Below are 25,501 nucleotides of genomic sequence, written 5' to 3'. Positions count from 1 at the left end.
TGGTCAACTACCTAATTTTCAGGGAAAAAGTACCTGAATTTTCCCCCTGATCACTCCCAGGCCTGGTACTTTTTGATTGACAAAAAGTCTAAAAGTCTTACCCAACAAGGTTTTTAGATTTATTCAGCAGACCCTAATTATAGCGTTTCTCGTCAAGATTAACTGTAACCTAATTTGGTATCGACGACGGGCTCGCCAAAAGGAAAACTTCGTATCTCACCATTAAGATAACTGCTCTATCTCAAAATAGTTAAGCGACTATTTTTATTAAGTTCTCTCACTAATTCATGTACGGTAGTGGAAGGGTAGGGATCAAAAGGATGTTGTTTTAATTCATCTCGCCGTTTAATAAGTTTTTCGGCATTGATAATTGCTGTAGACTGATAGTCATTTAATTTTTCATACATATCCTCTCGGTTTTTTTCATATTTTTCTTTCTCCTTAAATAATCCCTTTTTTGTCATTTGAGTAGTTAAAATACGCCCGTATCCATTTCTAGGTATAGCAGTATCAAGATATTGAAAGTGCAAAATATACCAAATTTCAAAGGCTTCATTAGAATAGGCAATCTTGATATTTTCTTCTTTGGCAAGTCCTTCAGCTTGATTAAATTGCTCTTTGGTATAATTATCTTTATCAAAAACACACCAAACTTGATCGTAAGATGCTGATTTTTCATTGTTTTTAATATTAATTGCTTTCTTGACTAAACTCAAGGTATTTTGACCTTCTCCCTTAACTTTTATTTTAATGTTATTAGATTTTAAATCTTCCCTCAAACAAGTAAAGTAATAGTATTCAGTTTTTTCGCCTTCACAAACAATCAAAAATGTTTCCCTTGGCTGTCTATTGTTAGCTTGACGTTTTAAATAACCATAATTACCATCTTTTTTAGCCATACTAATCACCGATAACTTTGCTTAAATCACCAATAAAAGGTATTGCACCATAGCGACCTTGAATATAATCTTGTTCAAAGGAAGCATTATTATCAATATCAAATTCGACCAGAGAATATAAATCCGTTGCTTCTTGGCGATTTTTTTCGGTAAACCAGATTTGATCTCTCCTAAAAAGTTGATTACTAAGTAAATTAACATCATGAGTGGCAAAAATAAGTTGAGCATTTTTAGGGTTAGTTATCTTAGAGTTAAATAATCCAATAATTGCTATTGCCATTAAGGGATGTAGTAGAGAATCAAGTTCATCAATTATTAATACCTCACTTTTTTTTAAAGCAGATAAAACTGGTGCTAACAAAGCAAATATTTTTTGAGTACCGCGAGACTCATGTTTATTCATTTGAAAGCTTTCTAAACCTATTATCCTTCCTTCTAAATCATAATTTTCGTGATAGGTTTCAATGGAGTTATAGATATAATTATCAAGGCGAAATTCTTTGTTTTTAACTCGATCAGGAATATCTTTATGAAAATTATCTAGGGATGTCCGTCCCACTTCTATACTCATATCCTTGATACTCAAATCTAATTTTTTAATTAAGAAAACGATTTCATTTTTAAGATTTGGCTCTCTAGAAAGATAGTCAAGAGATAGCTGTCTTAAATTTTCAAATTGCGAACCCGATATAATTTTTAATCTACTAAACCAAAGTAAAATCTTTCCTGCTAACGGGTCATTAAACTGAGCAGCAATCGATAGAAATAAAGTATTTTTTTTGGTTAAATCTTTGACATCTTTGCCCTTCAACAGACTTTTACTATATTTAATTTTATCTTTTTCTCGGCTAAATATATTGGTTTTGCGAGTTTTGGGAGTGCAAGATAACCCCTCAGAAATTACTCGCTCTTGGGTGACTTCAAAGCTATATTCATAGATCTTATTATCTAGATGAAAAACTATCTTAAAAAAAGAAGGTTTATCTTCAGTTTCAGAACTTAATCGAAATTTTTCTAAATTTATCTTATCTGTAATTTGTAACTTCGAGGAATTAATTACAAAACTTTGCATAAAATATAAGGCCAGAATCAAATTACTCTTACCACTAGCATTTGCTCCATAAATAGCAGCACTTTTTAATAAACTAAAATTCTGATTAACCTTAAAAACATTATTTTTATCAAGCTCATCATTACCTGTTGCTTCATCTGCAGCCACCATACTGAGAGTGACTACATCCTTAAAAGACCGATAATTACCGACACTAAATTCGATGAGCATTGCATACTGACCCTAAAAGTCTCTGGGGAATTGATGAAGACTATGCTTTTATGATACGCAATTTGTCAACATTTACAAGAAAAATTTTCTCAGGTGTGTTAGCGTCATATAACACACCCGACATCTCTACATTTATTTATAGTTGTGTGATGGTGACATCAACAGTTTTAACCGTAGTTCCCAAACTGGATAAGGGAGGTTGAATTTCCTGTTCATTACCCACTACTAGAGTCACAATTTGATTCGGTTGTAGATATTGTTGTGCCACTCGTTGAATATCAGCAATTGTCACACCTTTTACCGCTTGTTGATAACGGAAGATAAAATCTTGGGGATAACCATAGTATTCATACGTCATCAATCGCGATAAATTTTGAGCAGGTTTCTCAAACTTAAAAACAAAAGAATTGAGAATAGCATTTTTAGCATCTTCTAATTCTTTTGCAGTAACGGGTTGATTGCGAAGGCGCTCGATTTCGCCTAAAATTGCCTTAATAAAAGGTACGGTGGCATCGGTGCGAGTTTGACCTCCGGCAATAAATAAACCGGGATAATCATAACGACTATTCCAGACACCATAGACAGAATAAGCTAATCCTTGACGGGAACGTACTTCATTAAATAAACGACCACCAAAACCGCTTAAAATCTCATTTAATACCGTTAAAGCGGGATAGTCGGGACTATCCAAACGACCCCCAAGATGACCTAATAAAACGCTACTCTGGGTTAATTGGGGTTGATTGACGACAAAGACACCTTGAAGATTTTTTTGGGTTGCAGAAGGGGTGACAATTTTAGTGGCAGTTGCGGGATTTTTCCAATCGCCAAAAGTTTTATTGATTAATGCTTTCATCGACTGAGAATCAAAATCACCGACAATTCCTAAAATTATTTGGTCGGGACGGACATAGGTACGATAAAAATCGATTAAATCCTGACGGTCAATATTAGCTAAAGTGCTATATTCTACAGTACGAGCGTAGGGGCTATTATCACCATAGACTAGCTTGCGGAACTCCCGACTAGCAATATCATCGGGATCATCATTACGTCGGGCAATCGCCCCTTTTTCCTGAACTTTGGCTAATTCTACTCTCTGACTTTCAAAAGCTGGGGAACGCAAAACCTCGGCAAAGAGATTAAAAACTGTTTCTAAATCTTCACTAAGAGCGCTAAAACTAGCAGTTCCAGCGTTAAGATCGATCGAGGTTTCTACTAGGGCTGCTCTTTGTTCTAATAATTGATTTAAGACATTAGAAGGATGTTTTTCCGTGCCACCACTACGCAGCACGGTTCCAGTAATATCAGCTAATCCGACTTTTTCCCCGGATTCTAATCTTCCTCCTGTGCGAATCATCGCCGTACCACTCACTAACGGTAAGCTCCGATCCTCCATTAAATAAACCACCATACCATTATCTAGTTGATAGCGCTCGTATTGGGGAACTGTCACTTCAGGAAGGGGAGGAAAAGTTAAATCGGTAAAATGTCGCGGAGTTTGGGCAATTGCCGGGGAACGAAAAGCTAGGACACCTATCAGGGTGATAACTATTAAACCTAGCCATTGGAAGCGTTTTTTCATGATTATATTTATTTTAGGTGTTGGGGGTTAGGGTGTTAGGGTTTTAGGGATTTCAGTTATCAGTTATCAGTTATCAGATTGCAGTTTTAAGTAGACAGTGTGTAGGAGAATTGCTGGATTATTTCTTTTGCCTCTTGTCTTCAGAAGCTGATTACTGTTGACTGTTCACTGCTGACTGAAAAATTCCCTATCTCCCCATCTCTCTATTTTGGTAAAATTCGGCCAATAGTGCGATTTTCGGGGTTAAAAGTCTCTTTAGCCACCCGTTGAATATCGGCTGCGGTGACAGCATTATAAGCATCTAATTGGGCGAATAAATTACGCCAATCGCCGGTTTTTACCTCGTATTCAATCAAGGATCGCGCCATGCCCATGTTAGAATCAAGACCTCTTAATAGGGCTGCCCGTAGTTGATTTTTAACCCGTTCTAATTCCTGTTCCGAAACCGGTTCATTTTTCAATCTTTCCAATTCTAAATTCAAACCCTGCGCTACTTCCTCCACACTGGCATTAGGAGCGGTAAGAGCATAGAATAAGAGCAAATTCGGGTATTTATCTCCCGGAAAGCCGTTAAATCCCTGAGCAGCGAGGGCAAGTTGTTTATCCTCCACTAAAGCTTTATACAGTCGCGAAGTTCTTCCTTCACTCATTAAAGTGGCGATAACCTCGTAAACCGCATGATCGGGATGATTGAGGGCGGGACGATGGTATCCTTCTAAATACCAAGGCTGCGAGGCTAATTTTAGGGTAATTTCCTTTGTTTTGGTTTGGTCCGGTTCCACTACTGTCACCTGTGGGGGTTTCGGTTTAGCGGGAAAACGACCAAAATAAACCTTAGCTAACTGTTTGACCTGTTCTGGGTCCACATCCCCGGCGATAGCTATGGTTAAATTACTGGCAGCATAAAATTTATCGAAAAAGTTTTGGATATCTGAGGGTTCCAGATTGCGAATATCTCGATCGTAACCGATAACGGGACGTTTGTAGGGATGGACAGTATAAGCTTGATCGAGAAAAGCTTCGATTAATAAACCCAAGGGGCTATTATCCGTCCGCATCCGTCTTTCTTCCAGAATTACGTCTTTTTCTTTGTAAAATTCCCGTTGGAACACTGGTTCTAAAAATCGTTCCGATTCCAAAGACATCCACAATTCCAATTTATTCGACGGGAAGCTGTAAAAATAGCTGGTTGCATCGGTGGAAGTGGTGGCATTTAAACCGACTCCCCCCTGAGTTTCGACGATTTGCCCGTATTCGTTGCGTTGGACGAATTGCTCGGACTCTGCCCTCGCTTGTTGAAATTCTGCGGTTAATTTAGCCACTTCTGCGCTTTTACCCGCTTTTTTGGCCGCTTGCAGTTCTTTGTCTATAGCTTCAAGGCGATCGAGGACTTTTTTCTCGCTAAGATAATCGGTAGTACCGATGGTTTTTGTGCCTTTAAAGGCTAAATGTTCCAAAAAGTGAGCAACTCCTGTTTTACCGTCCGGTTCATCGGCACCTCCCACGTCCGCATAGGTGACAAAGGAAATAACCGGGGCATCGCGATTTTCGAGGATAATGAATTTTATTCCGTTATCGAGGCGAAATTCGGTAATTTTTTGTTGAAATTGCTTAAGGTAGGGGGTAATCGATTGCACATCGTCTGATTGCTCTTTCGCTTGGGCAAGAAGGGGTGAGAAACTCCCAAAACCCCAAAACACAAGGAAAGCGAGCCAAAAGCCGATGAAAGCCCGATAATAGGGGTTGTTTTTAATGACCATGGATAGTTTTATCAGATATCGTGGGAGCGAGAGATCGATCGCTATGTTCGATCTTAGCAGTCGATTCTTAGGAGAGGGGGAAATGGGATGCTTTTTTCAGTGATCAGTAAACAGTAATCAGTTATCAGTGGGGAAGTGGGGAAGTGGGGAAGTGGGGAAGTGGGGAAGTGGCAATGGGGGCTTTTCGGTAAACAGTAATCGGCGTTGTCAAATTGAAAGATGATCCGAATCAGCACCGGAACTGAAATTACTTTGATAACAAGGATTGCATTGCATCTTTCATATTCTGATCTGACAACGCCCAGTAATCAGTAATCAGTGAACTGAAAACTCACATCACCCCGCGTGCAACTATATTTTTAGTCTTGATTTACAAGGCTTTCAGAAATCAGCAGAGATAAAGTATCCTCTGGAACCCTACCCTGATTCTGTCGTTTTTAGTTGCACATCGCGTCACATCTGATAACTGATGACTGATAACTGATGACTGATAACTGACTCCCGACTTTTAGACAAAAAATCTCTCCCTAGAGAGGAGAGAAGTCAAAAAAGCACGAATAACAATGGGTGGGAGGCGGTTTTTATAGGTCGCCCCCACGAAAAGCTAGTAGGAAAATGACAAAGGGGCCAGCTAACATGATTAGCGCCACGAAGGTGAGTTGAAAAATAGGTTCTAAATTGAGAGCCGCAAATAATTCCATGATGTCTCCTAACCTGTCTACAATGATTTTAAGGGCTAATCTGGTCAAAACCATTGTCTATAATACAGGGGATGATTCGCTGGTTTTCCTGATTCGATACAAAAATACATAAAGTTTTGTTGCAATTCTGAATTTTCCCGCTTTCCTATTTTCTTCCCACTAGGGGCAATCTCAATGTTCAACTCTCTGGCCACATCTCCCAACTCGTTAACCCAGATTTATACTGGTTTTCAGGCACTCTCGGATCCCCTGCGACTGCAAATTCTGCAACTTTTGCGACATCAGGAATTATGCGTTTGTGAATTGTGCGACCATCTCGATATCGCCCAATCTAAATTATCTTTTCACCTAAAAACCCTAAAAGAAGCCAATTTAGTCCGCAGTCGTCAAGAAGGTCGTTGGATCTACTACAGCCTAAATCTATCTCAATTTCTTCTCCTAGAAGAATATCTATCCGAATATCGTCGTTTTGCTGCCCTCGTCCCCGCTCGTACCTGCGGAGAAAATCAGTAACCAATCAAGATTTTTAGAAATATTAAATCTTTACAAATGGCTTTTAAACTTGACATATCAACTTTTTTTGATATATTATCGGGTTATTCGATCGATTGTCTGTTATGCCGAAACCCTTCTTGATCGAGCTTTTGAGTCAAACTCGCTCATCTTTTCGTCTCTTAAAACGGTCAGGTGTGCGGGAATGTCTAGCGGAATGTTTGGGGACTTTTATCCTCATTTTCGCGGGAACAGGGGCGGTAATGGTCAATCAAATCAGCGGTGGTGCAATTACCCATCTCGGGGTCAATATGGTTTTCGGTGCCATGGTAGCAGCCCTGATTTATGCCCTTGGTCATATCAGTAAGGCTCATTTTAACCCCGCCGTGACCCTGGCCTTTTCGACAAGTGGCTTTTTTCCAAAATCTTGGGTAATTCCCTATATTATCGCCCAGTGTCTCGGTGCGATTCTCGCCTCTGCTACCCTTGTGCTTTGTCTGGGTCGAGTGGGAAATTTGGGCGCAACTCTGCCTTTACAGGGAAATTGGGGACAAGCTTTCTGTATTGAAACCATTATCACCTTTATTCTCATGCTGGTAATTTTAGGCTCTGGTTTAGACCGTCGCGCCCCTATTGGTTTTGCTGGCATCTCTATCGGTTTAACCGTAGCCCTAGAAGGAACTTTTATGGGGCCGATTACCGGTGCCAGTATGAATCCAGCGCGTTCTCTGGGGCCTGCTTTCGTGGCAGGAATTTGGCAACACCATTGGGTTTACTGGATAGCACCGATTTTAGGCGCTCAATTAGCTGTAATTATTTACGGCCTACTATCCGATGGTTTCCGAGACTTAAAATAAATTCTGCTTATTGGTAATCATGATCCAATCGACTCACAAACCAAGAATTCTTTTTCTGTATGGCTCTTTGCGGCAACGTTCCTACAGTCGTTTATTAGCAGAAGAAGCTGCCAGAATTATCACTGAATTGGGGGCAGAAGTGCGCTTTTTTGATCCCCGTGAGTTGCCGATTTATGGCAGTGTTCCCGATACTCATGCCAAAGTACAGGAATTGCGAGAATTAAGTCAATGGTCCGAGGGTCAAGTCTGGTCATCTCCCGAACTTCACGGTAATATTAGCGGCATTATCAAAAACCAAATTGATTGGATTCCCTTAAGTATTGGTGCGGTTAGACCTACCCAAGGCCGCACTTTAGCAGTCATGCAAGTAAGCGGAGGTTCCCAATCTTTTAACGCGGTTAATACTCTGCGAATTCTTGGTCGTTGGATGCGAATGTTTACTATTCCTAATCAATCTTCTGTGGCTAAAGCTTATCAGGAGTTTCATGAGGATGGCACGATGAAAGATTCTCCCTATCGAGATCGAGTTATTGATGTGATGGAGGAACTTTATAAGTTTACCATTCTCCTGCGAGATCAGGTAGATTATCTGACCGATCGCTATAGTGAAAGGAAGGAAAAAGCTGCCCAAGAAATGTCCAAAATTGCCCATAAAGCTATTAATTAAATCAATTTCTAGGAGTTAAAATCATGAAAAAAGTTATGTTTGCCTGTAGAAAAAATTCCTGTCGTTCCCAAATCGCCGAAGGTTTCGCTAAAACTTTAGGCGCGGGTAAAATTGCCGTCACCAGTTCCGGATTAGAAGCGGCCAAAGTTCACCCCGGAGCAATCGAAGTTATGCAGGAAATTGGTATCGATATTACTGACCAAACTTCTAAACCAATTAGGGATTTTAATCCCGAAGATTACGATGCCGTTATATCCCTATGTGGTTGCGGTGTCAATCTGCCGGAAGGATGGGTTTTACAGGAAATTTTCGAGGATTGGTTAATTGATGATCCCGATGGTCAAACCATGGAAACTTTTCGCCGAGTTCGCGATGAAATTAAGGCTAAAGTTGTCGGATTAATCGAGCAATTAAGTTAAGGAGTTTGACAGGTATGAATACTATCAATCTGGAAATTTTGGGGACAGGTTGTAAAAAATGTCAGCAGTTAGAAGCTAATGCTAAATCGGCTGTCACCGCTCAAGGTATCACCGCTCAAGTATCCCATATTACCGATCCGATCGAAATTGCTAAACGGGGTGTAATGTCCACCCCCGCTTTAGTAATTAATGGTAAAGTGGTTAGTAAAGGTCGGGTTTTATCCTCCGAACAAATTCAATCTTTATTACCATAATAATTCTCTTTTTTCGGGGTAATATAATTATGTTTGACCCCTTCTATCCCTTTGATTGGTTAGCGACGCAATTAGTAACGAGAATCTTTGGGTTATCCCTTGATTATTCCCTCGGTTCGTCGCTACGTTTCTTCTTCTACGATGTACCAAAAGTTCTGACATTATTGTTAACAATTAGCTTTTTTGTGGGAACTTTGCAAAGCTTTCTCGATCCGGGTAAAGTCCGTAATTTCTTGGCAGGAAAATTCAGCTTTTTGGGTAATATTTTGGCGGGTTGTATTGGTGTTATTACCCCCTTTTGTTCCTGTTCTGCTGTACCGTTATTTATTGGTTTCCTAGAAGCGGGTGTCCCTTTGGGAGTAACTTTTTCCTATCTAATTTCTGCTCCGATGGTTAACGAAGTGGCGGTAATTTTACTCTGGGGTTTATTCGGTTTAAGGGTGACTTTATTGTATATTGGCTTTGGCTTAATTTTAGCGATTATTTCCGGTTATATTATCGGTCAATTAAAACTAGAAAAATGGGTGGAACCTTTTGTCTGGGAATTACAAAAAAGTTATCAACCTCAAGAGGAAGACGAGGAACTAGCTCTGACTTGGAAACAACGTTTTCAACAGGGACAATATCAAGCAGTAGAAATCTTTAAATCCGTGTGGTTATATGTGGTGATTGGTATTGCTGTGGGTGCGGTAATTCATGGTTATGTTCCCGCCGATTTTATCGCTAATTGGGCAGGAAAAAACAATCCCTTTGCTGTGCCTTTAGCAGTGGTGATGGGAGTGCCATTATACGCTAATATTGCGGGAGTTTTACCCATAACGGAAGCACTGGTTAGTAAGGGCATTCCCCTGGGTACAGTCCTAGCTTTTACTATGGCTGTTACCGCCCTATCTTTACCGGAAATGATTATCTTGAGAAAGGTGTTAAAAATCCCCCTCTTAACAGTGTTTATCTCCCTTGTCACCGTCGGTATTATCGGGGTGGGTTATTTGTTTAACCTGTTAGGAATTTGAGACTATCCCTTCGGTGAGAAAAATAATAAGGGGAACCACAGTTGATGAAGAATATCTTCATTAATCCGACGCACTGCTAACCATTCCAACATATTAGAACGATGGGAAGTGGCTACAGCGATCGCACTGATATCATTTTCTTCTGCTGCCGTCAAAACTTCTAATACAGGTGTTCCTTGTCGCACTTCGCTCTGTACTTGCAAACCGAGTTTTTCTAGTCGCACTTGCACCGATTCTAATTGCTGACGGGCATCATTTAAGCGACATTCGGTGACACCGGGATCGCGACTGATATTTTCCACTACCCGGAGGAGAAGACATTGCTCAAAAGAGCCGGGGGAGCGAGTTTGAGCGTATTTTTCTATCTGTTCAATTAGATAAATCGCGTCGGAACTGCCATCGTAGGGAATTAATAAATGTTTCCAGAGGTGCTGACAGCGCAGGGCCAATTCATCGTGAGTATAAACTGATAATAATTGCGGTCGGAAAATCAGCAGCGGAACATCGGTAATACCTGCGATCGCTAAACTGGTACTACCGAATAATTTTTCTTGGACAGCACCGCGCATGGGATTTCCCATCAAAATCACGTCAATAGAGTGATTAGCGAGGACTTCCCGCACGGCATCCACGGGACGACGGTTAGAGATTTCGACAATAACTGTCATACCGTCGGGAATATTTGCTAAAGCTGGGGATAATTTTTCTTTGGCCGCGTCAATTTTCGCTTGATCTACGGCAGCGAGGGTGGGTTGTTCCCAAACCGGAATACTGTGGAGGAAGATAACTTGTTTTAAGCCGCTTAGGGCTAAGTGTGGCACACAATGGACAAGACGATGGAGACCATCGAAAAGATCTGTACAGATCAAAGCGCGCTCGAACATAAATTAACCCCTAGCAATTCGGTTATTCTTCCCTAAGAATAGCTAAAAAGGTGAAGAAATGCGCCCCGCATCCCTAGCTCGTTTCCGGAGAAACCCAGCCGGAGAAAGAGGTCGCCCGCAGGGGTGAAATGAGTTATTGGGGAGCCCAGGGATTAGAATCTAGACCCCACTGGTGTTTGAGAAAAGCTTTGTACATATTTTCTCTGACCATCATTTGTTCGTAGAGCTTGATCAGGAAATCCTGCGCTTGCTCCTGACTCATTTTTTCTACCTGAGTCTGAAAAGAACGAATGTTGAACTGTTGTTCTAAGGAAAGTTCGATCGGTTGAGACATGGTGTTCCTCCTTGATGAAGGCAGTGGTTGATAACAAGCGAGATCGGTGATTGGTAGCACCTTTTTTAACTAATGTAACAAATACTTGACAAAGTGTCAATGTATCTGTAAAGAGGGTTTTGCTTTTTCCCTCCCGTTAGCTAGGATACCCCGCCGCCAAAAGGAAAGAAGCATATAATGATACATTTAGCAAGAGTTTTAATAAAATTTTGCTTACTGTGAACAAATACTTAAGTAATTATACTTATTTTTTTTCATGGCAGCCCGGAGCGAGAGAAAATATTTGACAAATTGTGTAAACATTCTGTAATAATCGAATAGAGCGACATAAATCGGGTAAGTTGCATGATTAGCCCTGTTAACAGCTAAAAAACGTAACCCCTAGATTCCGTCCCTCTCGTTGAAATCGTTAAGGATAGTCGAAATTGACGGCCACAGCCGCTATCGTGCAGAAACTACAAGCTTATCGCTGGGAAACATCCTCCTTAGCTCTGTTTGCCTTAAAAAAATCAGCATACAGGCACGGAATGTCGCACAAGTTTTTACATCAACCTATACTTGGAGGAATCCATCATGTCCGTTCGTCTATACGTTGGTAATTTGCCCAAAGAATCCGTCGAGCGCGAAAAATTACAGGCGCTTTTTGCCGATGAAGGGGATACGATTACCACTAAAGTCATCAAAGATCGCAAAACTGGCAAATGTCGCGGTTTTGCCTTCGTTACCGTCCCTAGCGATGAACTAGCTGACCAGTTTATCGAAAAATACAACGGTCAATCCTTTATGGAAAACCCGATCAAAATCGAGAAAGCTCTCCCCCGCAGCAAGGGAGGTAAAGAAGAAGGGGAAGAAGCAGAAGGGCCGGAGGCAAGCGTAGAAACCCCAGAAAAAGTCGAAAGACCGACTCCGAAACCGACGACGGCAGCACCGCGCAAATCCGCTGGCGGCAGCGGCAAAAAACGCAAGGCTGAACGGGGTGGCAGTAGTACCCCGAAAGTTACCGGCGATGGTGACGCTTTACAGCCAGATCCCCGTTGGGCCAATGAATTGGCTAAACTCAAGGAAATGTTAGCAGCTCAGGCCACTAATCCCTAATTCCATTGACAAGAGGGCAACGGATAGCCGATAACTAAGAGGTTCAAAACATCGCTTTTAGGAATGTGCATCATGACAGCAATCGATCCGGTCATTCTCATGAAACAGGAGGTCGGTAAAGCGGCCGCTAATCTAGTTCAATCTAATTCGGTCGTGGGATTGGGAACTGGTTCAACGACGGCCTACGCGATCGAATATCTGGGCGCTAGACTGCAAAGCGGGGAAATCAGCAATATTGTCGGGGTTCCCACTTCTTTTCAAGCGCAAGTTTTGGCTAGGAAGTACGGAATTCCCCTCACTACCCTCGATGTCATCGCAAAGATGGATATCGCTATCGATGGGGCCGATGAGGTAGATCCCCAGAAAAATCTGATTAAAGGCGGCGGTGCTGCCCATACTCAGGAGAAAATTGTCGATAGTCTCGCCGATATTTTCGTCGTGGTAGTGGATGGCAATAAGCTGGTGGATAAGTTGGGATCGACTTTTCTTTTGCCGGTGGAAGTGTTACCCATGGCCATGACTCCGGTGATGCGAAAATTGGAGGCACTCGGTGGTAAACCTTCCCTGCGCATGGGAGTGAAAAAAGCTGGCCCCGTGGTCACGGATCAAGGCAATTTAGTTATCGATGTTAAATTTGATAGTATCGATGATCCGGCTGATTTGGAAAGAACTATTAATAATATGCCGGGGGTTTTAGAAAATGGTTTATTTGTCGGGGTTGCTGATCTGATTCTCGTCGGTGAAATTATCGACGGTAAGCCGGTAGTCCGCGAGATTAGGTAGGATTAATTATTCTGAAGCTAACAGTGAAACAGGCCTGCAGCCTGTTTTATTATTATGGGTGTATACAGACAAAGAGCAAAATAAAGAGAGGCTATAGGCTAATAAAAAATCTGTCCCTTTTTGACAGAAAATACTTGGGAAGATTGCAACCAACGGGACTCAAACGAACTGAGATGAGTGGTGGTAATTAAAGTTTGAAAACGATCTTCGATCGCATCTAATAATTGATTTTGTCGTTCGATATCTAATTCCGCTAAAACATCATCGAGGAGTAGTAGGGGAGGTTCCCCGATAATCTGCTCTAATAACTGTAATTCCGCTAATTTCAAGGCTAAAACTAAGGTTCTTTGTTGTCCTTGGGAACCGTAGGATTTAGCGGGGTTTTGGTTAATTAAAAAATCCACTTCATCCCGGTGCGGACCGACTACCGATGTCCCTAGCTGTTTCTCTGCCAAACGACGGGTTTCAATCTTATCTAAAAAAGCCCTTTGTACCCCATTGACATCATCTTCTACCCAAGGCACATTAGGAATATATTGTAATTCTAAAAATTCGGTTTTTCCGCTAATACTTTCGTGCCATTTTTGGGCTAAAGGAATTAATCTTTGCAGGACTCGCGCCCTTCTTCTCGTTACTCTTGAACCAGTTTCTGCTAGTTGTAAATCCCAGAGTTTTAGTTGGGATAAATCCTCATAAACTTTTCCCTCTAATTCCTGTTTACGAATCTCTTTTAAGAGGGCATTTCTTTGTCGTAAAACCTGATTATATTGCTGTAAAATATGAACGTATAGGGGTTCTAATTGAATTAATAAAGTATCTAACCAATCTCGGCGAGCTTCCGGACCACCGCGCACTAAATCCAGATCGAGACTAGAAAATTGTACCGCATTAATCACCCCCAAAAAATCGAGATGACGGCGCAGGGGTTGACGGTCGCGGATCACGGTGCGACGACCGGAAGAACGGAGAATTAAACTTAATTCTGATGCTCCATAAAGACGATTAACCCTAGCAAAAATTCTCGCCTCTGATTCCGATTCTAGCACCAAATCCCGATCCTTGCTGACTCGATGGCTCTTGAGAGTGGACAAAAGTTCGATCGCTTCTAGTAAATTGGATTTTCCCTGAGCATTATTGCCCAATAATATTGTTTTTTTGGACTCGAATTTTAGCATCTGTTCGGCATAATTTCTAAAACTGTGAAGGTGCAGGTGTTCGAGATACATTGCAAGTTGGGGGTTAAGTATTGGGGGTTGGGGGTTGGGGGTTGGGGTGTAGGGTGTAGGGTGTAGGGTGTAGGGTGTAGGGTGTGGGAAGTATAAATAAAAATAATCTCCTGTCTCCTGTCTCCTGTCTCCTGACTACTGATTACTGATCACTGATTACTGATTACTGATCACTGATTACTGATTACTGATCACTGATAATGGCAGCGGTTGAGGGTTAAGTGAATTTGCTATAATTCCCCTTGACAATCAATATTTTATAGTAGCTTTTACCTTGAAAATTCCTTTTTTGCCTTTAAAACAGACTGAAAGTCTATCTAAACTCGCTTTGATTGCTATACTCGCTTTTGATGCTTCTGTTTCCCTCGCAGGACAATTTCCCGATGGCAGAGTATTTTTTGAGAGTTCTCCCACTCTGGTTAATTTCTCCGCTACTTTCCAATCCGTGCGTACTTGGGGGGCAAAATACTATCTTACCATCGCTCTACCGCCGTCTCTCGGGGCACCCTTGGGTAAAGTAACCCTACAACAGCAGCCTAATATTCAAACTATTGCTTTTCTGGTCGATCAAACCTTTGCTTTTCTTGGCGATCGCAATCAGCGCGGCGAAAAATTAACCCTAAAATCCACTACTTTTGACCCCAATACTCAGACGATCACGGTCATTTTTGATCCTCCTGTCCCCCCCGGTAATACCGTTTCTATCGGTCTGAAACCAGTACGAAATCCCGATTATGGTGGTGTCTATCAGTTTGGAATTACTGCTTATCCCCCCGGGGAGAATTCCCCTGGATTAGATATAGGTGTCGGACGTTTAGCAATTTATGAGGCTGGCGATCGCTGGTAGGCTGTTCCGCGTCTAAAAACAGTAATCAGTGAACAGTAAACAGTAAACAGTAAAAAGACAGTAGGAAACTTCTATTTAATACTGCACACTTAAAAACTCACATCTGATAACTGTTAACTTACCCACTGATAAGTAGTTGGACAAAAGTAAAGTTAACTGTGGGGTAAGGAGTCAGGAGTCAGGAGTCAGGAGTCAGTAAGAATTGCGGCAATTTACATTTCTTAAGATAGACAACAGAATTTATGTCCGACTACTTAACTGATCACTGATCAATAGGAATAGGTGCAGCCTTAAATCAAAAACTGTAACCCCTAACTTATCATCTGCAAAAGTTCCCTGAATTCGTTGTCCATTTAAAGTCAGGCATTAAGCTTTTGCTTGACCCAAATTCGGAATTGTTTTAATGCCATTGCACTACCTATTTTTTGACTATTTTGTAGCGTTTCTGGAATTTTTTCTATTAGATTAAATTGAGGAAATAGTCGGCTTTGGCAAGCTTCAACATATTCTGATCCTTGCAAAACATTGATTTCCAGTCTCTCTCCATTATATCGCCACAATTCAGGAACACCCAATCGCTGATAATTATTAAATCGGGTTCGCTTAGTAATATCAATCTCAATTGCTAAATCGGGAGGGGGATCAATAGCCAGATCAAGTCGCTTTTTTCCCCTGACAGCAGCACAATTTTCGATATAAAAAGACTCATCTGGTTCTATTCCTTGATCCATTTGCTGATTTTTAAAGGTTGTCGATCCAGCGGGTTCATAGTCTAACTCTAATTCATCCAGGAGAACTTTAACCAAATCACCGATTAAAACTTTGGTATTTTCATGAATAAAAAGAGGAGTCATTGCTTCTAAAGTTCCCTGACTATAAGATAGACGAATTGACCGTCGCTCTCCCAATTCGTCAAGAATTTTTTCATAATCTTGCCAAGTGAGTGAAGTTAACAACAGGCGGTCGCCTGGGGTAACAGTTAGTTGTTTTAATGCTAATAACATCAGAATTTGTCGGCTCAGTTGTTATGATTGGGCGGTTTAGTCAGTATTTAACTTTTTTCTACCTTAGACTATATATAGCAGTTTTCATCAGAATGAGGCATGGGCAAGGGGCTTAAACTCTTTGTTGGCAAAACTTGTCGATACCTCAGTAACGTGAAACGCGCTATATGCAAGAGGTCTAGTAAACAGTGAACTGAAAACTCCAATCTGATCACTAATCAAGGAGAACTTCCCACCTCACCCTTGAGATAACCGCCTAACTTTCCCGTCTGAGTTTTAGAAAAATTTAACTTTATTCAATCCATGAACATCTGTTCAGATGTTATACTAAAGTCAGTAAAGAAGTTCAGAGGTAGTAACCATGATCGCTGTCACCACCATGAAATGTGCTTGTGAATCCTGTTTGTGTGTAGTATCGATCGCCGATGCCATCGAAAAAAACGATCAATACTACTGTTGCCAAGCTTGTGCCGATGGTCACGTTAACGAAAAAGGCTGTGGACACAAGGGCTGTGGTTGCGGTTAAATTTAGTTAGGGTTTGCCGAATAAATCTAAAAACCTTTCAGCAAACCCTAGTTATTGGGAAGAAGGGGAAAGTATCGGAATTAATAACCGATCGGGAAAAAACATGGCCATAGAGAAAATAGCACCGTTTTGCGGGGAATCCCATCACCAAGAGGGGAAATTCCAGAACTTGCAGGGATTAGAACTAGAAAAAGCCCAAAAAATGGCCGAATTTTTCAGCCTTTTGGGGGATGCCAACCGCCTAAGAATTCTATCGCTTTTAGCCAAACGAGAATTATGTGTTTGTGATTTAGCCGACGATTTAGGGATGAGTGAATCGGCCGTATCCCACCAGTTAAGAACCCTAAGAGCCTTAAGATTAGTTAAATACCAAAAACAGGGACGGAGAGTCTTTTATCGTCTTGCCGATCATCATGTTCTTGACCTTTATTACGCGGTCTCGGAACATTTAGAAGAGCCAGCGGACGAGGATTAAAACAGTCCCAAAGCGGGTAAAACAAACTGTAAGAGCAGAGAACCAATCCCCTGCACCATTTGGTCTAATTGAGCGTTGCCACCACCTTGTTCTTGCGGTTTTAGGGCGATTTCCATGCCTTTAATAAAATTCTCTGCCGCTTCGTAACCGGGGGTGTTACCTTGCCGTTCAAAGAGAGTCGAAGCCATTTGAGCGTCCTGGGCCGCTAGAGCATTTTGTCCCAGACGATAGTGAGCCATGGCCCGGGCCAGATAGGCTGGAGCATATTCCGAGTTAATTGTCAAGGCCTTATTAAAATTTTCTATAGCGGCGCTGGTGCGTCCCTGTTTTCCTTCCACCATTCCTAGTCCGTAGAATAGTTCAGGAGTACCGGCACTACTGGGAATTCCCACCGCACCCTGTACATAGGCAGTGTCTAGTTTGGTGTTGTCGAGGTTAGCATTATTGAGATAAGTGCCTCTTAAATCCGCACCCGTCAAGATTGCCCCGGTTAAGTTCGCTCCAGTGAGATTAGCACCAAAAAGAGAGGCGCCGGTTAAATTTGCCCCACTCAGATCCGCCCCACTTAAATTAGCTTGACTAAGATTGGCCCCGACGAGATTGGCCCCATTTAATTTTGCCCCAGCTAGATTCGATTGCACTAACCCCGAACCGCTCAGATCGCATTGGGGACATTTTCGGGTGGATAATAATTGCTGTAGGTGGTTTAAATCTTCCGTCTGACCAACTAGGGACAAGTTAAGGGGAAGACTGAGGACGAGGGTGAGGGCGATCAATTTGTACATAGTTTAAAAATAACTCTATTTATTATTACTGATAATACCCATTCGATCGGGGCTAATCGCTTAACTAGATTCTGCTTGAGAAATCAGCCCTTGTCCACTAAAATAGAAGATTAGAGGCTCTTAACGTCAGAAGAAGCGACAAAATCGAGATTTGTTACCTTTTCAACAGCAAGTTTTTTAGAGGAATTTCCCTATTTCATAATGACTACTCTACACGGTAATTGGCTGATTCGTTCGCAAGATAGTGTTTTTTTTCTTTGGGGTGAACAGTGGCAAGGGAAGGAATTAAGTGAAACGAGAGAAAATCATCCTTTTTGTCTAGAATCCGGGGCATTAGCCCAATTTATCGAGAAATTTTCTCCTCAGCTTGACCGCTATTCTCCAGAATCAATCAAGCTCAGTCTCCCTAGTTATTCTCCCCCAAGGAAAAAATATTTTTTACCGCTGCTGTCGGGGCAAATTCTCGAACCCACAGCTAAATCCTTGTCTTGGCAACCATGGCAGGTATCGGGATTAACTTTTTCTGCGGGGATGATAGTGCGGTTATGGGAGAAATTGCCCCTAGCTAAGGCCGAATTTATCGGCAATGATCTACGATTTTGGCTGTATTTGCACCGTTGGAGTTTAGATTTATTAGCAAGGGGGAAATTTTTAGCGGGAATAAATCAGGGTGAAAGTTGCTGGTATCCCCTGCTAGATAGTACCATCGATCGCACTCGTTTAGCTAAGTTTATCCAAACCATCCCCCCGGTCTGTCTTGCCTATCAAGAAAATAGCGAACCACAAACAATTATTCTCGATTGCTTGAAAAATATTGTCGATGCTCGTTTGCGACAAAAGATAGATAGTAGTGTTAATATTTCCCCCTCATTGATGGTAAAACCCTGGCTACAATCTTTAAGCGGTGATCATCATGACATTGCTTTAGAAGCCAAGAATTTACAGCGTCTAGAAAATGCTTATCATAACTGGGTGTTTCCTATCCAAGAAAGTTTGGTTAATGGCAATAATCGCCAATTAATCGAGAATCAATACCGTGTTTGTTTATCCTTACAACCTCCCAGTCTAGGAACAGTGTGGAAACTAACCTATTATTTACAAGCGTTAGATGATCCCGAATTTCTCATTAGTGCCAAGTTGATTTGGTTAGAGGGCAAAGAAAGTTATCATAGTTATCAAAGAGTTGTCAATAATCCTCAGGAAATTCTCTTAAAAGGATTGGGATTAGCGGCGCGATTGTACGAACCGATTAGAATTAGTTTAGAGCAGAGACACCCGGAAGAATGTTCTCTTGATTCGATCGAAGTTTATCAGTTTATTCGCTCGATCGCTTGGCAATTGCAAGAGCAGGGATTAGGGGTAATTTTGCCAACGGGTTTAACTGCTGGTAGTAATGAACAAAGATTAGGAATTAGGATTGCTGCCACCGTCACCCCCAAAAAAGGAGAAAGATTAAGTTTAACCAGTTTGTTAAACTTTCAGCTTAAATTAGTGGTAGGGGAACAGGAAATATCGAAAAAAGATTTTGATAAGTTATTAGAGAAAAAATCGCCAGTGGTGGAAGTGGGAGGCAAATGGTTAATCCTACAACCAACCGATGTCAAAGCAGCTCAGGCAATTTTAAATAATACCATCGCTCCCCTTAATCTCTCGGTGGAAGATGCTCTGCGCTTGAGTTCAGGAGATAATAATCTAATTGCTAAACTGCCGGTAGTCAATTTCCAAGCGGAGGGAGCATTAAAGGAATTAATTGATAATTTAAATAACAATCAAGGGATTCAATTAATCAACCCACCGCGGGAATTTCGGGGGGAATTACGTCCCTATCAAATCAAGGGAGTTAGTTGGTTAGCTTTCCTAGAAAAGTGGGGTTTAGGTGCTTGTTTAGCCGATGATATGGGTTTAGGAAAAACCCCGCAATTAATCGCTTTTTTACTAGCATTAAAAGAACAGGATATGTTAGTTAATCCCGTGTTAGTGGTGGCTCCCACTTCTGTGGTCAATAACTGGGAACATGAATTAAGAAAATTCGCTCCCACCCTGGCTGTTTTTGTGCATCATGGCGAAAAAAGATTAAAAGGTAAAGCTTTTGCTCAAGAGGTAAAAAATAAATCGGTTGTTATTACCAGTTATCCTTTAATCTATCGCGATCTGTCCACTTTAGAAGCAGTACAATGGCAAGGTTTAGTTTTAGATGAAGCTCAAAATATTAAAAACTCTACGGCTAAACAATCCCAAGCAGTGCGAAAAATACCCGCAGGATTTCGGATTGCCTTAACGGGAACTCCCGTAGAAAATCGCCTGACGGAATTATGGTCAATTTTGGATTTTCTCAATCCCAATTTTTTAGGAACTCAAACATTTTTCCAGCGTCGTTTTGCCCTTCCTATTGAAAAATACGGCGATCAAGAATCCCTGCATAATTTACGTTCCCTTGTCCGTCCCTTTATTTTACGGAGATTAAAAACCGATAAAAATATTATTGAAGATTTACCAGAAAAACAGGAAATGAATATTTTTTGTGGTTTATCGAAAGAACAGGGACAACTTTATCAACAATTAGTCGAGACAACGCTCCAGAAAATTGAAGAAATTCAAGGAATTCAGAAACATGGATTAATTTTAACCTTGCTAATGCAACTAAAACAAATTTGTAATCATCCCGCCCATTTTTTGAAAGAAAATAGTTTAGAAACCAGTCAAAGATCGGGAAAATTATTACGTTTAGAAGCCATGGTAGAGGAAGTGATAGCAGAAGGCGATCGAGCTTTAATTTTTACACAATTTGCCGAGTGGGGAAAACTCCTACAAACCCATCTCCAGAAAAAATTAGCCGAGGAAATATTATTTCTCTCCGGTTCTACCAAAACAAAAGATCGGGTAGAAATGATCGAGCGCTTTCAAAATGATCCCCAGGGACCAAAGATTTTTATTCTCTCCCTCAAAGCGGGGGGAACAGGATTAAATTTAACCCGCGCTAATCACGTTTTTCATATCGATCGTTGGTGGAATCCAGCCGTAGAAAATCAGGCCACCGATCGCGCTTTCCGCATCGGACAAAAACGCAATGTTCAGGTACATAAATTCATCTGTACGGGAACCCTAGAGGAACGCATTAATGAGATGATTGAAAGCAAGAAACAATTAGCCGAACAAACCGTAGATGCTGGGGAAAATTGGTTAACCGAATTAGATACCGATCGCCTGCGAGATTTATTATTATTAGATCGATCGGCAATTATTGATGATGAAGAAACCGATTAGAAGGGAACTACCTGATAAATCTGGGTTGGGTTCGGATAGAGTAAGGCTTTTGAGAATGTCCCGATTAGAACAGAATCGGCTTAATTCTTCTGAGAACATCCTGGAGCAACTGGAATGTATGTCACCAAACCTCCTCTCCCATTGGCCGTCCCCAATCCACTACTGGCTCCGGTGATTCAACAACCTCAGCCAGTAGTTCTTCTAGGCTTAACTCAGGCAAGGCTTGAATTAGCTCAATTACTAGCTTTCCGTTTTCCACAGAACATTCAACAACGTCCTTAGGATTGAGGTTCAGCGCCTCCACCGCATACTTAGGAATCCGAATCGCTAAAGAATTACCCCAGCGTCCAATCTGCGACTTCATGATCCCACCTCGAATTCGTTAGATATTCAAAGTATATCAAAACGCTGATTTAGGGGAATACCGACCAGCGATCGCATTTTATGAACGGGCTTTACGGCGGGGATTGATTATCCCTAGCGGGTAGAAGTTCGATAGGGATCGACTCTGATCCCGGTTGGAAAGTGAAAGTATCGGCGGGGGTACTGGGATTAAAATTCCAGTCGGATAATATTGGCTGGGGTGAACCGGGTAGAGTTTTATAGGTGATAATCGCTTTCCTCAGTAGGGGGGGGCATCCTGCGTGACCCAGATTTGATAATCGCGATCGCTACCGAGCAGCAGCAGGTGATACATCGGTTCGCGGTTGACCATGTCGTTGCCGATAAAAATAATTTGCTTGACATCGACCATTAGAGCTGCACAGGGATCGTTCGCTGCCAGATTTGACATGGGAATAGTGATTCCGTGCCTTTGCTCTACTTGGTCTAAGGCTTCATCTAGAGTATTCGGTGCCGGTTTCGTAACGTATAGATCCCGTTCCATATCCGCAAGGGTGAAGGTTTTACCATCGTAAAAAAAGCGGGTAACTCGTTCATCCCCAGTGTAGTCCGAGCGCAGGCGATCGGGTTTCTCTACCCAGATGTTTTGATAGGCACTGTACTGAACTTTCGCCCCAGAGTCGAGTACATCGTCATAGGTGACATCCATATTGACGGTGAACGATCGCTGTTTGGTTAAATTAGCACAGAGTTGCTCGATCACCTGTTCCGCCGTTTTTGGGCGGATTTCCTGGGCCAGAGTCGGTATTTCCGCCAAGACTCCTGCGGCGGCGACCCAAGGCAAAAGCAAAGAAAGAATCGGGATAAAGCGACGCATAATCATCTAATATTCCCCCAAGGCGATCAATTGTTTTAGTTAACGACCATTGTGTAAACTGACTAAACGAGCGATAAAAACGGCGGGATAGAGAACTCCAGTCATTCCTTCTAAATTGGCTAAAACTCTAGCGATTTTACTGGTAGGAACTATATCACCGTAACCCACCGTGGCCAAGGTAGTAAAGCTGAAATGAAGTAGATCCGCCTGGTTGACGGTTTTAGCGGCGGAGCTAAAGGAATCGGAGTCGAAAATCTGGACGATATTATAAGCGGATGCCCAGAAAAATCCTAGGAGAAAATAGACACAAATTCCCCCTTTGATGATATCGGATGTTACCTGTTCGGCGGGAATTAATTCTAGTAAAATCGAGTACACACATAAACTAACAAAAGCTAGAGAAATTAATGTACTAGATAGCTCGAACCAACGGTTGAAATCGCTATAAATAGGGATAATCGTGCTGAATGCTCGCAGGAGGAGGGCAATCAAAAACAGACCGATATTAAATCTTAAAGCCAATTTACTGCGATCAATCTGATAGACGGCGATGATCAGAGAGAGGGAGAAGAAAAAGAAAATCAGCCAATCTCCCAGGGGTAGATATACTAAAAACGGGTAAATAATGTAGAGCGAGAGCAGATTTGCCAGCAGCCGATTGTATTTATTTTCTGTGGCCTGTATCAATTGACGGAATTTCATAGCAGCGAACCTTTAACTGGTAATATTTACTCCTGCTCATCAATTTTAAGGGTATTTACGGCGGATTCAGGATTGGTCTGGTACATTCTCCACGCCGAAAAGCTTATCCCATAAGGAATTAGCTGTGCCAGATGAATAAAGCAACCGCTGCATATCTTATCTTTAACCTGGAATATACCCCCCTTTTCCCCACAAAAGAGCGAGATTTTAGCCCCTGGCCGAAGGCTGAACATTAGATAAAATTTTGTTACGAGCATTCCACCAGCAATTTTTGAGCAAGATACAATCGAAATAGTAGAGCTGCCATTGGGCTAAAAGTTAAGCAAATTTAATCGATAGCCATTTCAGAAAAAAATGTGTCATCGATAATGTTGATCTTCCCCAGATAAGAAGCGAGTGAAGATTAATTGTTGAACCGAGCATCAGAAGCTATCTCTACAGGAGGAAATGTTAGAAAGTTATCCCAGAAAGGGAACCATCAGTCTTGACTTATCTATTTCCCATCTAACAGCAAAGGATTTGATCTCATTCAGGGGAAAAAGTCGCTATGAACCACCAAATAGAAACCCCGATCCGCTCACCTTCTCAAGCTCGATTCCGTTCACGGGAAGAACGCATCCAGATCGGTAAATCCCTGCGGGAGCGATTGCCGCGTTCTGGTCACGCTATCTGGCAACCTCCAGCAGCTGGTCGAGAGCCGATCGAAATCGTCGAAGCATCAAATCGAGGGCGATTACAGGAATTGATTCCCATCCGCTACGGACGGATGTTGCGGAGTCCCTTTACCTTCCTGCGCGGCTCCGCTGCTTTGATGGCCTACGATCTGGCCACCACGCCCAAAACCGACATTATCGTGCAGGCCTGCGGGGATTGCCACCTGTTGAACTTCGGATTTTTTGCCACCCCCGAACGCAATTTAGTCTTCGATATTAACGATTTCGACGAAACCCTGCCCGCACCTTGGGAATGGGATCTCAAGCGTCTAGTGGTCAGCTTTGTCATCGCCGGCAGGGATAGCGATCTATCCGATCAAGAATCGAAGGCGGCGGCGATCGATTGCGCTCGTTCCTATCGGGAACACCTGCGGGAATATTCTCGCCTCAGTCCGTTAGAGATATGGTACACGCGCATAGGAGTAGAACAGGCGATCGAGATGGCTCCCGACGAAAAGACGCGGAAGATACGGGAACAGATGATGGCAAAAGCCCGCGAGCGCATCATCGAACATCTTTACCCCAAGATCGTCACTCAAACCGGGGGACGCAATCGCTTTGTCGATCAGCCGCCCATTCTCTACCATGTCAACGAACCGGATTGGGAGACTCTCGTGCGCGAGGGTCTGGAAGACTATCGCCAATCCCTGCCGGAGGAACGCCGGGTCCTCTTTGATCGCTACCAGTTAGAGGACTTTGCCCTGAAAGTGGTAGGCATTGGCAGTGTCGGCACTAGATGTTATATCGCCCTATTTTTCTCGGAAGATAACCATCCCCTCATCCTACAAGTTAAGGAAGCCTGCCCTTCGGTTCTTGAACCCTATACCGCCAAGAGCCAGTACGAAAATCAGGGACAACGGGTGGTTACAGGCCAGAGATTGATGCAATCCTCTAGCGACATATTTTTAGGCTGGACCCAGGGAAGACGGGGCAAAGACTTCTATTTACGGCAACTGCGGGATATGAAGTTTTCCCTACCCATTGAGGGAGTGTCGGCTGTCCAACTGCAACGCTACGCCGAGTTCTGTGGCTGGACCTTAGCCCGCGCCCACGCTAAATCTGGAGACGCAGCCACCATTAGCGGTTATTTGGGGAAAGGAGATCAGTTCGATCTAGCGATGGGCGAGTTTGCGATCGCTTATGCCGAGCAGACAGAACGAGATCACGCCGCTTTGGTGGAAGCGGTCAAAACAGGACGGGTCGAGGCTTTGGTAGAAGAAGATTTATAGCATTAAGCTATCAGCCATCAGCCTGTTATTTCTCGACCTTAGATTAGGGGCGCGAGCTTTGCGCCCCCACATTGCAGCTGGTATTGTAAAGTTTTGTAGAAAATATACGCAAATAACAGCAAACAACTGCTACTGTGGTTAGTGCAAGTTTACCTTACAGTTCAAATGAAACTATCAGATTATGCCAAGAAAAAGGGGTTTTGCGCTCGACTGTATTCAATAAGACGAAGAACAAGAAAAACCGAATGTTTAATTAAGTGCTTCGAGGAAGAACATGAAATTAGTTCAAAGACATCTAATCAAATTTAATAAAAATGAATTTTTAGCATTTGATAAGTTGGCATTTTTATCAAAGAATCTTGATAATTGTGCTGTCTATTTAAACCGTCAAGCTTTCTTTTCACATCAGCCATTTCTAACCATGACTGAGTTACACCATGCTTTGAAAACAAGCGCAGATTATCAAGCGTTACCAGCTAAAGTAAG

General features: G+C 42.2%; 25 protein-coding genes and 3 pseudogenes. 15 read left to right on the top strand and 13 right to left on the bottom strand.

The genetic code is table 11. The features are described from left to right. Positions 1-236 precede the first annotated feature (236 nt). From IM322_RS22380 to psb30, 5 genes are all read right to left on the bottom strand, one after another. Positions 237-899 carry an RloB family protein gene (locus IM322_RS22380; RefSeq protein ID WP_286824768.1) on the bottom strand — a complete coding sequence of 221 codons (663 nt, stop codon included), beginning with the start codon at positions 897-899 and terminating at the stop codon, positions 237-239. A 1-nt stretch (position 900) separates the two neighbouring features. Continuing rightward, complete coding sequence (locus IM322_RS22375) at positions 901-2,181, bottom strand: AAA family ATPase (RefSeq protein ID WP_287673976.1); 1,281 nt, start codon at positions 2,179-2,181, stop codon at positions 901-903. A 136-nt stretch (positions 2,182-2,317) separates the two neighbouring features. Beyond that, positions 2,318-3,766 carry a M16 family metallopeptidase gene (locus IM322_RS22370; RefSeq protein WP_287673977.1) on the bottom strand — a complete coding sequence of 483 codons (1,449 nt, stop codon included), beginning with the start codon at positions 3,764-3,766 and terminating at the stop codon, positions 2,318-2,320. A gap of 203 nt (positions 3,767-3,969) precedes the next feature. After that, on the bottom strand, positions 3,970-5,526 hold the full coding sequence (locus tag IM322_RS22365) for a M16 family metallopeptidase (RefSeq protein ID WP_287673978.1): 1,557 nt from the start codon (positions 5,524-5,526) through the stop codon (positions 3,970-3,972). Between the two features lie 581 nt (positions 5,527-6,107). Continuing rightward, a complete protein-coding gene (psb30, locus tag IM322_RS22360; protein WP_002736367.1) occupies positions 6,108-6,227 on the bottom strand; it encodes a photosystem II reaction center protein Ycf12/Psb30 in 120 nt (39 codons plus the stop codon). 174 nt (positions 6,228-6,401) lie between these two features. Here psb30 and IM322_RS22355 point away from each other — a divergent pair, with 174 nt between their 5' ends. From IM322_RS22355 to IM322_RS22330, 6 genes are all read left to right on the top strand, one after another. Continuing rightward, on the top strand, positions 6,402-6,740 hold the full coding sequence (locus IM322_RS22355; RefSeq protein WP_287080225.1) for an ArsR/SmtB family transcription factor: 339 nt from the start codon (positions 6,402-6,404) through the stop codon (positions 6,738-6,740). A 104-nt stretch (positions 6,741-6,844) separates the two neighbouring features. After that, the gene (locus IM322_RS22350) at positions 6,845-7,576 is read left to right on the top strand and encodes an MIP/aquaporin family protein (RefSeq protein WP_287673980.1); all 732 of its coding nucleotides are present in this window, start codon (positions 6,845-6,847) and stop codon (positions 7,574-7,576) included. Positions 7,577-7,595: 19 nt separating this feature from the next. Beyond that, positions 7,596-8,243, top strand: coding sequence for an arsenical resistance protein ArsH (arsH, locus tag IM322_RS22345; protein WP_287673984.1), 648 nt, complete (start codon positions 7,596-7,598; stop codon positions 8,241-8,243). Positions 8,244-8,266: 23 nt separating this feature from the next. Beyond that, positions 8,267-8,662: an arsenate reductase, glutathione/glutaredoxin type gene (arsC, locus tag IM322_RS22340; RefSeq protein WP_287080250.1), complete on the top strand. Its 396-nt coding sequence runs from the start codon at positions 8,267-8,269 to the stop codon at positions 8,660-8,662. Between the two features lie 14 nt (positions 8,663-8,676). Continuing rightward, on the top strand, positions 8,677-8,916 hold the full coding sequence (locus tag IM322_RS22335) for a thioredoxin family protein (protein WP_287673988.1): 240 nt from the start codon (positions 8,677-8,679) through the stop codon (positions 8,914-8,916). 29 nt (positions 8,917-8,945) lie between these two features. Then, entirely contained in the window at positions 8,946-9,929 is a 984-nt protein-coding gene (locus IM322_RS22330) for a permease (protein ID WP_287673991.1), read from the top strand. 2 nt (positions 9,930-9,931) lie between these two features. Here IM322_RS22330 and IM322_RS22325 read toward each other — a convergent pair whose 3' ends face one another. Beyond that, entirely contained in the window at positions 9,932-10,813 is an 882-nt protein-coding gene (locus tag IM322_RS22325) for a universal stress protein (protein WP_287673995.1), read from the bottom strand. A gap of 133 nt (positions 10,814-10,946) precedes the next feature. After that, positions 10,947-11,147 (bottom strand): NblA/ycf18 family protein, encoded by a 201-nt coding sequence (locus IM322_RS22320; RefSeq protein WP_002739006.1) that lies wholly within the window; start codon positions 11,145-11,147, stop codon positions 10,947-10,949. Positions 11,148-11,720: 573 nt separating this feature from the next. On the opposite strand from IM322_RS22320, the gene IM322_RS22315 reads away from it, so the two are divergent. Together IM322_RS22315 and rpiA are read left to right on the top strand one after the other, a co-directional pair. Next, positions 11,721-12,242, top strand: a complete 522-nt coding sequence (locus IM322_RS22315; RefSeq protein WP_287673997.1) for an RNA recognition motif domain-containing protein — start codon at positions 11,721-11,723, stop codon at positions 12,240-12,242. 72 nt (positions 12,243-12,314) lie between these two features. After that, positions 12,315-13,025 (top strand): ribose-5-phosphate isomerase RpiA, encoded by a 711-nt coding sequence (gene rpiA, locus IM322_RS22310; protein WP_002757733.1) that lies wholly within the window; start codon positions 12,315-12,317, stop codon positions 13,023-13,025. Positions 13,026-13,123: 98 nt separating this feature from the next. Here the strand turns inward: rpiA and recF are convergent, their stop codons facing one another. Further along, positions 13,124-14,251 carry a DNA replication/repair protein RecF gene (recF, locus tag IM322_RS22305; protein WP_287674000.1) on the bottom strand — a complete coding sequence of 376 codons (1,128 nt, stop codon included), beginning with the start codon at positions 14,249-14,251 and terminating at the stop codon, positions 13,124-13,126. A 274-nt stretch (positions 14,252-14,525) separates the two neighbouring features. On the opposite strand from recF, the gene IM322_RS22300 reads away from it, so the two are divergent. After that, positions 14,526-15,098 carry a DUF2808 domain-containing protein gene (locus IM322_RS22300; RefSeq protein ID WP_287674002.1) on the top strand — a complete coding sequence of 191 codons (573 nt, stop codon included), beginning with the start codon at positions 14,526-14,528 and terminating at the stop codon, positions 15,096-15,098. A 359-nt stretch (positions 15,099-15,457) separates the two neighbouring features. Here IM322_RS22300 and IM322_RS22295 read toward each other — a convergent pair whose 3' ends face one another. Further along, a complete protein-coding gene (locus IM322_RS22295; RefSeq protein WP_287674004.1) occupies positions 15,458-16,102 on the bottom strand; it encodes a Uma2 family endonuclease in 645 nt (214 codons plus the stop codon). 361 nt (positions 16,103-16,463) lie between these two features. Here IM322_RS22295 and IM322_RS22290 point away from each other — a divergent pair, with 361 nt between their 5' ends. Both IM322_RS22290 and IM322_RS22285 read left to right on the top strand, forming a co-directional pair. Then, positions 16,464-16,628 carry a metallothionein gene (locus IM322_RS22290; RefSeq protein WP_158200921.1) on the top strand — a complete coding sequence of 55 codons (165 nt, stop codon included), beginning with the start codon at positions 16,464-16,466 and terminating at the stop codon, positions 16,626-16,628. Positions 16,629-16,731: 103 nt separating this feature from the next. Further along, a complete protein-coding gene (locus tag IM322_RS22285; protein ID WP_287674022.1) occupies positions 16,732-17,103 on the top strand; it encodes an ArsR/SmtB family transcription factor in 372 nt (123 codons plus the stop codon). Here the strand turns inward: IM322_RS22285 and IM322_RS22280 are convergent. Continuing rightward, entirely contained in the window at positions 17,100-17,888 is a 789-nt protein-coding gene (locus IM322_RS22280) for a pentapeptide repeat-containing protein (RefSeq protein WP_287674007.1), read from the bottom strand. The two genes, IM322_RS22285 and IM322_RS22280, sit on opposite strands and share 4 nt — an antisense overlap. 201 nt (positions 17,889-18,089) lie before the next feature. Here IM322_RS22280 and IM322_RS22275 point away from each other — a divergent pair, with 201 nt between their 5' ends. Next, a complete protein-coding gene (locus tag IM322_RS22275; protein ID WP_287674009.1) occupies positions 18,090-21,152 on the top strand; it encodes a sll1366 family intein-prone helicase in 3,063 nt (1,020 codons plus the stop codon). A 121-nt stretch (positions 21,153-21,273) separates the two neighbouring features. On the opposite strand, the gene IM322_RS22270 is transcribed toward IM322_RS22275, so the two are convergent. From IM322_RS22270 to IM322_RS22260, 3 genes and pseudogenes are all read right to left on the bottom strand, one after another. Beyond that, positions 21,274-21,516, bottom strand: a complete 243-nt coding sequence (locus IM322_RS22270; protein WP_287674011.1) for an AbrB/MazE/SpoVT family DNA-binding domain-containing protein — start codon at positions 21,514-21,516, stop codon at positions 21,274-21,276. A 91-nt stretch (positions 21,517-21,607) separates the two neighbouring features. Continuing rightward, positions 21,608-22,377, bottom strand: a pseudogene (locus IM322_RS22265) (DUF2092 domain-containing protein). A gap of 33 nt (positions 22,378-22,410) precedes the next feature. After that, complete coding sequence (locus IM322_RS22260; RefSeq protein WP_287674017.1) at positions 22,411-23,073, bottom strand: potassium channel family protein; 663 nt, start codon at positions 23,071-23,073, stop codon at positions 22,411-22,413. Between the two features lie 547 nt (positions 23,074-23,620). Here IM322_RS22260 and IM322_RS22255 point away from each other — a divergent pair. The 3 genes and pseudogenes from IM322_RS22255 to IM322_RS22250 all read left to right on the top strand — a co-directional run. Continuing rightward, complete coding sequence (locus tag IM322_RS22255) at positions 23,621-25,015, top strand: DUF2252 domain-containing protein (RefSeq protein WP_287674019.1); 1,395 nt, start codon at positions 23,621-23,623, stop codon at positions 25,013-25,015. 198 nt (positions 25,016-25,213) lie between these two features. Continuing rightward, a pseudogene (locus IM322_RS23610) lies at positions 25,214-25,324 on the top strand (IS607 family transposase); the annotation flags it as partial. Next, positions 25,290-25,501: pseudogene (locus IM322_RS22250) on the top strand (RNA-guided endonuclease InsQ/TnpB family protein); the annotation flags it as partial. The pseudogenes IM322_RS23610 and IM322_RS22250, both read left to right, overlap by 35 nt.

The sequence above is a fragment of the Microcystis sp. M109S1 genome, from assembly GCF_020247025.1.
In the GTDB taxonomy this organism is placed as follows: domain Bacteria; phylum Cyanobacteriota; class Cyanobacteriia; order Cyanobacteriales; family Microcystaceae; genus Microcystis.
This window is presented reverse-complemented; position numbering and strand designations above follow the sequence as displayed.